The following is a 13,905-nucleotide window of genomic DNA, read 5'->3' as shown; positions in this document are numbered from 1 at the left end:
TATTTGCTGAAGTTATTCGGGGGCGTAAGGCGACGAAAGCATGGGTCTTGGGGCACTGATCACGATCACGCTTGGGTTCGTGTCGTGGAGCTTGTGGATCAGGCGGCTTACCTGGTCATGCCGGTGGGAAGTAGCCGCCACTTTGAACATCGCACTGCAGGGTGCGGCGGTGTTCCTGATGTCCCCGCTCGCGTCCGAAACCATCGGTCAGCTGCTGCACTCGCTGACCGGAGTATGGAACCTCGAGGACTACATCGGCCATGACTGCTATGTCGTGGCAGCTTCGGCAATCGTCTACAACGCACTCGGCCGGCTGCAGGACGACAACGCGACGCAGGCCGCATTCAAGCAATATGTCGAGCGCCCGGCGACGCTCTGCATTCCCTTGCTATTGGCAACCTTTTCAATCGGCAACGGCGCGAAAATCTATCGTTCGGACTTCTTCACCGTGCCGACCGACTTCTGGCTGTCGGCCTACTGGCTCCTGCTGTGCGGGACGCTGATCTATCTGCTCGGCTACGGGTCGCGGGCGCTGTTCGTCCTGCGCCAGGACCCGCGGTCACGACGCATTGCCAACATCTACCTGGTGTCGTCGGCGAGCGGCATCCTCGCCTGCACGATTCGCATCATCACCGCCTACGTCCCCCCTCTTCAGGATCTCGAGGGCGGCACCCTGGTCTGGTTCTTCGCCTGCTTCTGCGGCGCCGGCTTCGCGGTGACTTCGGCACATTCGTGGCGCATCAAGACCCGGTGGTTCACCCGAACCCCTGGCTGACGCGTGCCCCGCGGCGGCGCACCCGATAATGGTGATCGATGAAGATCGCGGTCAGCATTCACGGCACCCGTGGTGACGTCGAGCCTTGTGCGGCGGTAGGCCTCGAATTGCAGCGCCGCGGGCATGACGTGCACATGGCCGTCCCACCCAACCTCGTCGCGTTTGTCCGATCCGCGGGGTTGCCGACGACCGTCGCGTACGGACCCGACTCACAACAACAGCTGCAAGGTGATGTGTTCGAACGCCCGGATGCACTCACCGCGGCGGCCCCGGCGGACTGGCTCCGGCTCGGCAACCCGCTGAACGCACTGCGGAAAGCCCGGGCAGCCGCCACCCGCGGCTGGGCCGACATGAGTGACACACTGCTGGCCATGACCGACGGCGCCGACCTGGTCGTGAGCGGTACGGCGTATCAGGAAATCGCCGCCAACATCGCCGAGTACCGCGGGCTGCCGCTGGCCGAGGTGCACTACTTCCCCGTCCGCGCCAATACTCAACTCCTGCCCGTGCACGTGCCGTTGTCCGTGGTCAGCGCCGGCTATGCGGCCGGCGAATGGATGCATTGGCGGATCTTGAAACCGGCCGAGAGCCAACAGCGGGTCGCCTTGGGCCTGCCTGCGGCATCGACCCGGCCGGTGGCCCGCATCGTCGCCGCGAAAACCCTGGAGATCCAGGCCTACGACCCGGTCTTCTTCCCGGGACTGGTGGGCGAATGGGACGATCGGCGCCCCCTCGTCGGGTCACTGACATTGCAGATGCCCACCGACACCGACGAGGAATTGGCGTCGTGGATCGCCGCGGGCACCCCGCCCATTTACTTCGGTTTCGGCAGCATGCCACTCGACTCCCCCACCGCCGCGGTTCGCATGATCACCGACGTGTGCGACCTGCTCGGCGAGCGGGCCCTGTTCTGCGCGGGATTCTCGGACGTCGACGCCATGACAGCCCCACACGTCAAGGTCGTTCCCGCTGTCAACCACGCCACCGTCTTCCCGTCGTGCCGGGCCGTGGTGCACCACGGCGGCGCGGGCACCACTGCGGCCGGCGTCCGCGCCGGTGTCCCCACCCTGGTGCTGTGGGTGGCGGCCGAACAACCGCTATGGGGCAAACAGGTCACTCGGCTGGGCGTCGGCAGGTCCAGGCGGTTCACCGCCACCACGCGCGATTCGCTGCTGAGCGATCTCCGGGCAGTGCTCACGCCCGGAACAGCCGAACGGGCTCGTTTGCTCGCTACCCAGATGACCGCCCCGTCGGACAGCGTCGCGAAGGCCGCCGACCTCCTCGAAGCGACCGCCGGCAACTCCGTCACCAGGTAAGCGAGCCACGCGGGCAAATCGGCTGGCAAGGTAGGATTCGCCTTCGTGTGGACAACCGTCGTTCTGCTCGGTTTTGCGATAAGCATCGAACCGGCGCGGGTCGGCGCGATCGCCTTTTTGCTGACCAAGCAACGGCCCGTTCGCCAATTGCTCGGGTTCCTCTGCACCGGCCTGACGGTCAGCCTCACCGTGGGATTCGTCGTCCTGTTCGTCTTCCATCACAGTTTTCTGAGCAGCGGCAGCGTCAACCCGGCCTACATTCAGATCGGCATCGGAATCGTCGCCATGCTGTTGGGAGCGGTGCTGGCCTCAAACATCAAGTTGCGCAAGGCTTCTCACCCGTCGATGGCGGAGGTGCCCAACCGGGCCGCGACCGACGGTGTCGCCGAGACAGAGGACCCACCGCCCACCGGGCTGAAGAAACTCGTCCACCGCTTCGGCCAGTTCCTGAAGGGCGAATCGTCACTGTTGTCCGGATCGCTCGGCGCGACGCTCGCGATGCCGAGCGTCGATTATTTTGCACTGCTCGCGCTCATCATCGCCTCGCAAGCCCCGCCGCTCGAGCAGGCAGCCGCGGTGCTGACGTTTCTTCTACTGGGTGGCTTGGTCGCGTGGTTGCCGCTGCTGAGCTTCCTCGTCGCACCTGCGAGAACCCGAATCTGGGTGCAGCACTTCAATAACTGGATCCGCACCCGTACCCGCAAACACGTCGGAGCCTTCCTCGCGGTGCTCGGCCTCGTCCTGATCGGGATCGGGCTGCACGGCCTGTGAGCCGGGCTATTCGATGACCGCGTTGAGCCCGAACTCCGTCAACGTCTGAGCGGCCAGGTCCCGCAGTCGCTGCTTGGTGTTGTCCGCACCGATCTCGTAGGCCTCGATCGAGATCACGACCTTGCCGTTGAGTCGCGCGGACACCACGACCAGCTGGCCGTGCGAACGCTCGATCTCGCGGCGGGTGACGTTCTGATCGAGGGCCCGCAGCACGACCTTCTCCGCGGTCGTGCCGTCCACCTGAGCGATCTGCGGCGGCAGGTCGCCGAGGTTGGAACAGGACACCGGAAGGTCTTCGGAATACGAGAACAGCAACTCGGCCACGCCCTTGACCGCGGGCTTGGGCAGCCACGGCATGAGCGGGAACAGTTCCATCGCCGGGTCGGTCTGGTCCTTGGCCATCTGGCGCGACTCGCGCACGACGGTGCGCGCCTCGGTCAGGTCGACGGTCACCTTCTCCGGGTCGACGGTGGCATTCGCGAAGGCCATCGCCAGGGCCCGATCGTCGTCGAGGCTCTCGCGCAGGTTGATCGCGATCACCAGCGTCACGGCACCGTCGGACTTGCGACGTCGGCCCAATCGCTCGGCCAGCTTCGCCGTGACACCCACGAGGAGCGAATAGCCGTTTCCGCCAAGGCTTTCCGCCCGCTCATCCCACTCGGAGATGTCGACGAACGCCGCCACCGATGGCACGTGGACGATCTCCTCCAGCGACGCCTCGCGGGCGCGCCGCTTCCTGGACTGGGCGATGTCGCGGCGCTTGCTCCACACCAACTTCGCCCCCGTCGCAAGCGCCTTGCGCGTCTGCGGCAAGTCCCGCAGGGCCTGGCGCGCATCGGCGGCCAGCGCCTGGCGACGGGTCCGCGAGCCCGGCCGGTCATATCCCCCGTCCCGGACGTTGCCGGTGACCGCCTCGAAGATGGCGAGTCCGGCGGCGGTGCCGTCGCCGATGACATGCGAAGCCACCATGCTGATCGCGGTCGCACCGTCGGTCAGCGGCTGGACCACCAGGTACCAGGTGGGGCCATATTCGGGGTCGATCGGCAAGGTAGCGAGCTCGTCGGCCCACGCCATGAGTTCGTCACGCGGGCGGGGCGTTTCGTTGATCTGGATCTCCGACGGCGCCTGGCGCGGTTGGACCCACCGCGGTCGGCCGAACGGCAGCGGTGAGCGCTCGATGCGCCGGCCGCCGAGCGAGTCCGCGATGTTGCGGTGGAAGCGCCGAAGCCCCTCGAAGTCGACGGGGTGCTCGTAGACCCAGACGCACTGCATGAGCTGGCCGCGCCCGGTGGCGCGCATCAGCTCGAATGCCGTCTGGTCGAAGAACTCGAGCCGATGCTCCTCAGATTGCGTGCTCACTGCACAAACCTCACTCGATGGTGCCCGACAATTCGAACTCTGCCAGAGTTTGGGCGATCACCTCGCGCAATCGGGTGCGCGAATTATCCGCGCCGGGCTGATAACTCATCACCGGGAGGATGACCTTGCCCCCGAGGCGCGCCGATGCCACCGTCATAAGGCCGCGCCGCCGTTCGAGGACGTCGAGAGTGAGATTACGGTCGACACCGCCGAAGTAGAGGCGTTCAGCCTGTGTGCCGTCGATCTTGAGCAGGTCGTCGGGAACATCGCCCATGTTCGAACAGGAAACCGGGACGTCGGCGGCGAAGTTGAACGCCATGTCGGCCATCCGGCCCATCGCCCGCTTCGGCACGAAAGGGATCAGCGGCAGCAACTCGACCATCTCGTCGGGCGTCGCCCGCGCGGTCACCAGCCCCTTCTTGATCGCCGCACGAGCACCGGTGAGATCGTTCGCGACCGGCTCCGGGTCGAACGTCACGTTGGCGATCGTCACCACGTTGCCACCGGTCTCGCCGCCGGGGTTGTCGCGCTCGCTGACCGGGATCATCAGCGTTGCCGCGCCATCACCGGGACGGATGCGTCCGATGTGCTGAGCCAGCTTGCCGGCGAATCCGGCCACCAGCGAAAAATAGTTCCCACCAAGCGCTTTCGCGCGTGCGTCCCATTGCTCGATGTCGATGACGGCAGTCGTGAACGCCGTCATGACCGGCTGACCGCGACCGCGAGCGGGCGCGGACACCGGTTCGCTCGGGCGCACCAGCTCGTCCCTGCGCCGTGTCGCGACCTTCGCCGCCTTGACCAGTGTTCGCCCGATCTCCGGCAGATCGGCACCCAACTGGCGCAGATCCTCGATCACCGCGCGGGTGCGGGTACGCGAGTGCCGAGGCGGATAACCGAGGTCTTTACCGCTGCCGTGGATCGCGGCGATGACGGACGCGACGATGCCGGCGCCGTCGACGATCGTGTGGGACACGACCAGGCTCACCGCGCTGGTGCCGTCGGTGAATGACTGGACGCCCACCCGCCAGGCCGGCGACATCTCGGGATCGAGCGGCAATTCGACCTGCTCGTGGGCCCAGTCCCACAACTCTTCGCGGGGCCGCGGGTGGTCGGCGATCTCCAGTGGGGTTTGCGGGCCGGCTACCGAGACCCAGCGGTGCCGACCGAACGGCAGCGCTGAACGCTCGATCAGGCGGCCGACCAACCCGTGCCCGAAGTTCTGGTGGAAGCGCCGCACCCCGTCAAGGTCGAGCTCGTGCTCGTAGATCCAGATGAGCTGCATGACGGCCTCTTGGCCCGCGCCACGCAGTGCCAACAGCAGCGCCTGATCCGCATACGGCACCACATTGTCGGGTGCAGGATTGTCGGGTGCAGGATTGTCGGGTGCAGGCCGAACGGCCCGGCGCCGGAGGCGTGAGCCTCGGCGGCGATCGTCGCCCACGGAGATCAGACCGTCGCGGCGGGCACGCGAGACGACGACGAAACCAGCTCGGAACGGCCGTCGGCCACCCGAAGATAAATGCACTTCATCAGCTCGACGAACTCGGCGACCGACTCGCGGGCGATCGGGTTGTCCGGGTACGCGACCGTGATGATCGTGCCGGTGGCACGGCGGTTCACCCACATGCCGACCTGATTGGCCGCACCCAGGTCCGTGTAGATGTGCCCGTTGAGCGCATACCACTGGGACATGATCACCGGGTTCAGTGGCGGCAGGCCCACGTCGAGGTAGGACAGCATCGGGACGCCGGGACCGGCCGGCCGGATGCGCGGCGTCTCTTCGGACTCCGCCAGCTCGTAGACCCGCTCGATCGGCACGTTGGCCAGCGGCATCCCGGAGTCGAAGGACTCCTGGGCTGCCCGGGCGACCTCGGCGAAGTTGCGGGCGGCAACGGGCACCGACAGCGGGACCACACCGGTGAACCAGCCCGTGGTCATGAACTCCGCGGGAGTGCTGCGCGTCGTGGTCGGGGTGATGACGTGGTAGTCGTCGTCGCCGGTCAACTGCCGGTGAGCGAGCGCTGCCGCGGCGAACACGCCACCGATGAAGCGCACACCGGCCGCGGTGCAGGCCGACTCGAAGCGGTCCGACTCGTGCTCGTCCATCAGCTGGACGGTGAGCAGGTCACCGCTGCAGTGCACCGACGGATCGCCGAGCGGCAGCGGGAACGTCGGCATGGTGCCGCCGTTGCTCTCCAGGAAGTTCAGCCAGCCCCGGACATCGGGCGAATCCATGGTCAGCTGCTTGGTGTACTCGTGCTGACGGGTGCAGTAATCCTGGTAGCTGCCGGCCTCGGGCAGCCGCAGCGGTGCGCCACCCCCGGCCAGCGCCTCGTAGTTCATGTGCATTTCGACGAACAGCGCCATCATCAGCATCGCGTCGGCATGCAGGTGGTCCACGCTGACGTAGAACGTGAAGTGGTCCTCGCGCTGGATGACACCGAAGCGGAAGCAATCCCATTCCAACGGGCTCGGGGTGTCGAGCACATGCTTCTTCCACTGGGCGGAGTTCATCTCACCGTGCTTGGTGGCCACGAACTGGATGTCGTTCGGGTTCTGCACCGTGTGGCGGACGATCTGCTCCGCACCGTTCTCGTCGGCGGAGAACTCGAACCAGCTGTGGAACGTGTCGTGCCGCCGCAGGTAGGCGTTGATGACGAAGGTCATCGCCCGGACGTCACACTTGCCCGGCATGTTCCACGCCGGGATCAGCAGCCGCGCCATCTCCAGGCCATTGGCCGTGTGATTGCGATAGCTGCGGATGTGCTGGGCCTGCTGATAGCTGGCCGGAGCATCGCTGATCGGCGCGTCCTGAACTTTCTTCAGGCAGGCCGGTGACGGGCTCCACGACACGACCTTGCCTGGCGCGTCTACCCAGTCATGGATTGCTGTTAGTGCAACCACCCTAATTACCCCTTCGACCCTATTAGCGGGATGCAGCTGACGTTATGACGCCGGCCAGTGTTTCGCACAGGCTCTCGGCCAACGACCGGACAGTCGTTATATCCATCGATCGGACGCGTATCCCCGTTTCAGTTTCAATGCGCGTCCTCAGTTCCAGGTTGCCCAACGAGTCCAGACCGTATTCGGAAATCGGCCGATCCGGATCAATCGAGCGCCGCAAAATCAGGCTGAGCTGCTCCGATACCAATCGACGAACTCGCATCGGCCAGTCCTCGCGCGGTAGCTCGTGCAGCTCGGCCCGGAAGGTGCTGGTGTCTGCGGGACGATCGCCACTGGATTTGAAGGCCTCCGCGAACGGGCTGCGCCCGGCAAGCTCGGTCAGCCACGGCGTCCCTATCATCGGTGCGTAACCGCTGTAGGCACGGTCGTGGCGCAGCAGCGCCTCGAACGCCCGCGCGCCTTCCTCCGGGCTGATCATCGTGGTGTCGCCCGAGGCGGCCAGGTGCTTGCCCGCACCGATCTGATCCCAGGCGCCCCAGGCAACCGCCGTGGCAGGCAGGCCCTGCGCACGACGCCAGTGGGTGAACCCGTCGAGCCAGCTGTTGGCCGCGGCGTAGGCGCCCTGACCGGGTGAGCCCAGCAGGGCCGCCGCCGAGGAGAACGAGCAGAACCAGTCCAGCGGCTGCGCGGTGGTGGCCCGGTGCAGATGCCAGGCTCCGTAGACCTTGGGGGCCCAGTCCCGGTCGATCAGGTCGTCGCTGATGTTGGGCAGGATGGCATCCTCGACGACCGCGGCCGCGTGCAGCACGCCGCGCACGGCCATGCCGGTCGCGGTGGCCACGGTCACCAGGCGGTCGACCGTCTCCGACAGCGCGATGTCGCCGCTGACGACCTCGACCTCGGTTCCGGCGGCCCGCATGCGCTCGATTTCGGCCAGTGCGTCGGGCTTCGGCTCCGAGCGCGAGTTGAGCACGATCCGGCCGCAGCCCGCCGCGGCCATCTTCGAGGCGAGGAACAAGCCCAGGCCGCCGAGGCCACCGGTGATGATGTAGGACCCGTCCCCGCGGAACACCTTGGCCTGCTCCGGCGGCACGACGACGCTGCTGTGACCCACCTTTGGCACCGACAACAGCAGCTTGCCGGTGTGCTCGGCGGCACCCATCACGCGGATCGCGGTGGCCGCATCGGCCAGCGGGTAATGCGTGGTCTCCGGCTGGGGCAGAACGCCCTCGGCCGTCAGCCGGTACACGGTGTCCAGCAGCTCGCGGATCTGCTCGGGGTGCGTGGTCGCCATCAGCGCCAGGTCGACTCCGTAGAAGGACAGGTTCTTCCGGAACGGGAACAACCCGAGGCGGGTGTCGCCGTAGATGTCCTTCTTGCCGATCTCGACGAACCGGCCACCGAAGGCCAGCAGGTCGACGCCGGCCCGCTGAGCAGCACCGGTCAGCGAGTTCAACACGATGTCCACGCCGTAGCCGTCGGTGTCGCGGCGGATCTCCTCGGCGAAGGCTGCGCTTCGCGAGTCGTAGACGTGCTCGATGCCCATCGCGCGCACGATGTCCCGGCGCTCTTCGGTACCGGCGGTGGCGAAGATCTCCGCCCCGGCGTGCCGGGCGATCGCGATGGCCGCCTGACCGACACCGCCGGTGGCGGAGTGGATCAGCACCTTGTCGCCGGCCTTGATCTTGGCCAGGTCGACCAGGCTGTGCCAGGCGGTCGCCGACGCGGTGGACACGGCGGCGGCCTGATCGTCACGCAGGCCCGGCGGCAGGGTCACGGCAACATCGGCATCGCAGGTCACGAACGTGCCCCAGCAGCCGTTGGGCGACATGCCGCCCACGTGGTCTCCGACCCGGTGCGAGGTGACGTCCGGGCCGATCGCGGTGACCACACCGGCGAAGTCGATGCCCAGCTGCGGGTGCAGACCCTCGAAGCTCGGGTAGCGGCCGAAGGCCAGCAGGACGTCGGCGAAGTTCAGGCTGGACGCGGTGACCGCCACCTCGATCTGCCCGGGCCCGGGCGGGATGCGGTCGAACGCCGCCAGCTCCAGGGTCTGCATGTCACCGGGCGTACGGATTTCCAGCCGCATGCCGTCGCGGGAGTGATCGACGACGGTGGTGTAGCGCTCGTCGGGCCGCAGCGGGTTCGGGAACAGGTGCGCGGTGTACCACGTGCCGGCGCGGAAGGCGGTCTCGTCCTCCTCCGAACCGGACAGCAACACGCGGGCCACCAGCTTGGCGTCGACATCGTCGTCGACGTCGATCTGGCTTGGGCGCAGTTCCGGGTACTCGGCGCCGATCACCCGCAGCAGGCCGCGAAGGCCCGCCTGCTCCAGATTGGGCCGGTCATCGGAAAGCACGGTCTGAGCGTTGCGGGTGATCACGTGGAGCCGGGGCGCGTCGCCGGCGGTGTCGGCCAGCTCGCGGGCGACGCGCACGAGGTGGCGGACCTGCTCTCCCCCGCGATGCGGCAGCTGCTCTTCGGGGCAGCCGGCGACGCGGGCCGGGGAGACCACGACGACGTTGTCGAAGCTGCCGCCGGAGAAGTAGGACGCGAGCAGCTCGGCATTGGCGGCATGGTCGGCCTGCTGCGGCCAGGACATCGTCGTGACGTCGGCGTCGGCGAGCTTGAGCGCGTCGGTCAGCGCCGAGGCCAGCAGGTCGACGGTGTCGGAGGTACTGACCAGCAACCACGTCGCAGACGTGGTCTGGGTGACCTCGGCGAGCTGCTGCTGGCGCCACTCGATGCCGAGCAACCGCTCGTTGAGCACCCGGTCGCCTTCATTGCTCTCCGACATGCCGCTGCCCATCCGCAGACCCTGGACGGTGAACAGCACCGTGCCGTAGTCGTCGAGCAGGTCGATGTCGGACTGGACGGTGGACCCGTCGAGCGAGGTGATGCGGGTCAGGCAGTACCGGGCGTTGCGGACCGGGCCGTGCACGCGCAGACGGTCCACGCCGAGCGGGAGCAGCAGACCGCCGGTGCCGGACGACTGCACGCCCGGATGGGCCGCGACCGACTGGAAGCAGGCGTCGAGCAGTGCCGGGTGGACTCCGTAGGACGTCTGCTGATTGCGGATCGAGGTCGGCAACCCGATCTCGGCCAGCACGGTGTCGGCGTTCTCGTCGGCCGCGTTGACGGCCTGCAGCGCGGTGAACGCCGGACCGAACTGCACGCCGCGGCCGTCGAACCACTGCCGCACGCCGTCACCGGCGGCATGGTTGGGATGGGCGTCACGAAGCGCGTCCATGTCGTACGTCCGCGGCTGCTCGCCGGCCTCGCCCGCGGTCAGCACGGCGCTGGCCCGCTGCTCACGCTCGCCCTCGGCGTCGGTCTCGACCACGAAGTGCAGGACACCAGTGGTGTCCGCCTCGGCCGTGGCGCTGACCGGGGTCAGATCCTTGAGGAGCAGCATCGCGTCGAACGTGACGTCACGGACCTCCGCGTCGTCACCGAACACGGTGCGCGCGGCGGCCAGCGCCATCTCGCAGTAGGCCGCACCTGGCAGCGCAGCGACGTTGTTGATCTGGTGGTCCACCAACCACGGGTGGGCGGACGTTCCGACCTCGGCCGCCCAGGCGTGGCGCTCGGGCTCCTCCAGCAGGCGGACGTGCGCACCCAGCAGCGGGTGGGCCGCCACCAGGTGCGTGCCGCGGGTCTGGTTCTCGGTGCCGTCCGGCATCAGGACCAGGTTGCGGTGCGCCCAGGTCGGAAGCGGTGCGTCGACCAGCCGGCCGACCGGGTACAGCACGGAGAAGTCGACCTGCGCTCCGGCGGAGTAGAGGTCGCCGAGGAACTCGCCCATGCCGTGCGGCACTTCCTGACCGCGTCGCATCCCGGCCAGCGCGGCCACGGAGATGTCCAGCGTGGCCGCGGTCTGGTCGATGGCGCGGATCAGCAGTGGGTGCGGCGCCAGTTCGCCGAACACCCGGAAACCGTCTTCCAGCGCAGTCTGGACGGCAGCCGAGAACCGGACCGTGTGGCGCAGGTTGTCGACCCAGTAGTCGGCGTCACAGTACGGCTGCTCGCGCGGGTCGAAGGAGGTCGCCGAGTAGTACGGCACCTCGGGAGCCATCGGAGTGATGTCGTCGAGCATCTCGGCGAGCTCGTCGAGAATCGGGTCGACCTGCGGCGAGTGCGACGCCACGTCGACGTTGACCTCGCGGGCCATGATCTCGCGGGCCTCCCAGCCTGCGACGATCCGGCGGACGGTCTCGGTGTCGCCGCCGATCACGGTGGACTTGGGCGATGCCACGACGGCGACGACGACGTCTTCGATGCCCTGCTGCTCGAGCTCCTCGCGGACCTGCTGGGCGGGCATCTCGACCGACGCCATCGCGCCCCCGCCGGCCAACCGCAGGCACAGCAGCGAGCGGCGGCAGATGACCTTGACGCCGTCCTCCAGGGACAGTGCGCCGGAGACGACGGCCGCTGCGACCTCGCCCAGCGAGTGGCCGATCACCGCGCCGGGCGCAACTCCGTAGGACCGCATCGTGGCGGCCATCGCGACCTGAACGGCGAAGATGGTCGGCTGCACCCGGTGGATACCCTCGACGGTCTCCGGGGCGGTCATCGCCTCGGTGACCGAGAAGTCGGACTCGGCGGCGATCAGTGGCTCGATCTCGGCGACCTTCGCGGCGAAGACCGGCTCGGTGGCCAACAGACCGGTGCCCATCGACGCCCACTGCGAGCCCTGGCCGGAGAAGATCCACACCGGGCCACGGTCGTCGTGACCGACGGCGGGCTGGAACGGGTCGTCGCCCTCGGCGACGTGGCGCAGGCCGGCGATCAGCTCGGCGCGGTCGTCGGCGATGACGGACGTGCGCATCGGGCGGTGTCCGCGCCGGCGGGCGAGCGTGTAGCCCAGGTCCGGCAGCGACAGATCGTCGCCGGCGGCCTCGACCCAATCAGCCAGGCGCCCAGCGGTGTTGCGGAGCTCGTCGACCGAGCTGGAGCACACCGGGAAGACCAGGAGATCCTTGGCGGCGTCGGTCTTGGCGGCGTCGACGACCACGGGAGCATCGGGCGCCTGCTCGAGAATCGCGTGCACATTGGTGCCGGACATGCCGTAAGACGACACGCCCGCGCGGCGGGGTCCCCCGTTCTTGGGCCACGGGATGTTCTCGGACGGGACGAACATGCCCGTCTGGATCCTGGTGAGCTGCTCGGGCAGCTGGTTGAAGTGCACGTTCTGCGGCACGACGCCGTGGTGCACGGCGAGAACGGCTTTCATCAGGCCCAGGACGCCGGCCGCGGACTCGGCGTGGCCGAAATTGCTCTTGACCGACGTCAGGGCGCAGGGTCCGTCGGTGCCGTAGACGCTGGAGACACTGTTGAATTCGATGGTGTCGCCCACCGGCGTTCCGGTGCCGTGCGCCTCCACCATGCCGACCGTGGCGGGGTCGACGCCGGCGGCGGACAGCGCGGCCTCGAACACCGACACCTGGGCGTCGCGCGACGGCGTCAGGATGTTCTCGGTGCGGCCGTCCTGGTTGGAGGCGGTGCTCTTGATGACGGCGAGGACGCGGTCGCCGTCGCGCTGAGCGTCGTCGAGGCGCTTGAGCACGACGATCCCGCAGCCCTCGGCGCGCACGAAGCCGTCGGCGGCGACGTCGAAGGAGTGGCAGCGTCCGGTCGGCGACAGCATGCCCTGCCCCGACGACGAGGCGTAGAGACGCTGGTCCAGCATCAGCATCACGCCGCCGGCCAGGGCCATGTCACTCTCACCCTCATGCAGGCTGCGGCACGCCTGGTGCACCGCGACGAGACTCGAGGAGCAGGCGGTGTCGGTGGTCAGCGCGGGGCCGTGCAAACCGAGCGCGTGCGAGATACGGCCCGAGGCCATGCTGAACGGATTGCCGGTGAAGGCGTAGGCCTGGTCGAAGGCGCCGGCGTCGCTGGTGACCATCGCGTAGTCGTCGTGGGACATGCCGATGAAGACGCCGGTCGACGTTCCGGACAGCGACGACGGCGTGAAGCCCGCCTGCTCGATGGCTTCCCAGCTGGTCTCCAGCAGCACCCTGTGCTGCGGGTCCATCGCCGTGGCCTCGCGCTCGTTGATGCCGAAGAAATCGGGATCGAAACCGGTGACGTCATCGATGAACGCACCCCACTTCGACACCGAGCGACCCGGCACACCGGGCTCCGGGTCGTAGAGATCCTCGGCATCCCATCGATCAGCGGGAACTTCAGTGACCAGATCGGCACCCTCGAGCAACGCTTCCCACAGCTTGTGAGGCGAGTCGATACCACCGGGCAACCGGCACGCCATGCCGACTACGGCGATGGGGGTGACAGATGTCTGACGCACGTCCGCTCACACCTCTCTTGGCACTGGCCAAGGCAACGAAACACGACCATCTAGCTCAAAGCACCGAGTCAAAGTTGCCAATGTCCTCGGTAGCCTAGCTGTTTTTCGTTAAGTGCGCGACAAATGTTTCGACTTTTTGATTGGGGTTTGGACAAAGTGACCTTTGACCCTAAGGGTGTCCTCCGACTGGCGGATAACCGATAGCTGATCTGGAGACAACGCTTCCCGGCGAGATATTCTCAGCGCTTCCATTGACTGCGCTATCCAAGCCTTTGACCAGCATGTTTGATGATGAGTCTGCAACTGAGCAACCATCGGGATGCCTCCACCGCCCCTGTTTTCCGGGGCAAGTTGGAAGTTGCAGAGTGTTTACTATCGCAATTCGGACACAATTTGGCATCAACGGCGTTATAGCAAATTCAAAATATGCCGGTTTCCAGATTGGGCGAAGGGCTCACCCGAATTGCTTG

General features: G+C 67.2%; 7 protein-coding genes. 3 read left to right on the top strand and 4 right to left on the bottom strand.

Going from position 1 to position 13,905, the window contains the following annotated elements; translation table 11 throughout:
• Positions 1–40 precede the first annotated feature (40 nt).
• The 3 genes from AB431_RS13700 to AB431_RS13690 are packed head-to-tail and all read left to right on the top strand — an operon-like array spanning position 41 to position 2,862.
• Positions 41–775, top strand: a complete 735-nt coding sequence (locus AB431_RS13700; RefSeq protein ID WP_047330378.1) for a hypothetical protein — start codon at positions 41–43, stop codon at positions 773–775.
• Between the two features lie 38 nt (positions 776–813).
• Positions 814–2,091 (top strand): glycosyltransferase, encoded by a 1,278-nt coding sequence (locus AB431_RS13695; RefSeq protein ID WP_047330377.1) that lies wholly within the window; start codon positions 814–816, stop codon positions 2,089–2,091.
• A 45-nt stretch (positions 2,092–2,136) separates the two neighbouring features.
• Positions 2,137–2,862, top strand: coding sequence for a GAP family protein (locus AB431_RS13690; protein WP_047330376.1), 726 nt, complete (start codon positions 2,137–2,139; stop codon positions 2,860–2,862).
• Between the two features lie 6 nt (positions 2,863–2,868).
• On the opposite strand, the gene AB431_RS13685 is transcribed toward AB431_RS13690, so the two are convergent.
• From AB431_RS13685 to pks2, 4 genes are read right to left on the bottom strand one after another with little or no spacing between them, the layout of a single operon-like run.
• Entirely contained in the window at positions 2,869–4,221 is a 1,353-nt protein-coding gene (locus AB431_RS13685) for a hypothetical protein (protein ID WP_047330375.1), read from the bottom strand.
• A 10-nt stretch (positions 4,222–4,231) separates the two neighbouring features.
• Positions 4,232–5,662, bottom strand: coding sequence for a hypothetical protein (locus tag AB431_RS13680; protein WP_235435892.1), 1,431 nt, complete (start codon positions 5,660–5,662; stop codon positions 4,232–4,234).
• A 5-nt stretch (positions 5,663–5,667) separates the two neighbouring features.
• Positions 5,668–7,125, bottom strand: coding sequence for a condensation domain-containing protein (locus AB431_RS13675; RefSeq protein WP_047330374.1), 1,458 nt, complete (start codon positions 7,123–7,125; stop codon positions 5,668–5,670).
• Positions 7,126–7,147: 22 nt separating this feature from the next.
• Positions 7,148–13,435: a type I polyketide synthase gene (pks2, locus tag AB431_RS13670; RefSeq protein WP_082135674.1), complete on the bottom strand. Its 6,288-nt coding sequence runs from the start codon at positions 13,433–13,435 to the stop codon at positions 7,148–7,150.
• Positions 13,436–13,905: the final 470 nt, after the last annotated feature.

It is taken from the genome of Mycobacterium sp. EPa45 (assembly GCF_001021385.1).
GTDB lineage: Bacteria > Actinomycetota > Actinomycetes > Mycobacteriales > Mycobacteriaceae > Mycobacterium.
The sequence above is the reverse complement of the archived record's forward strand: the minus strand, read 5'-3'. Positions and strand labels throughout refer to the sequence as shown.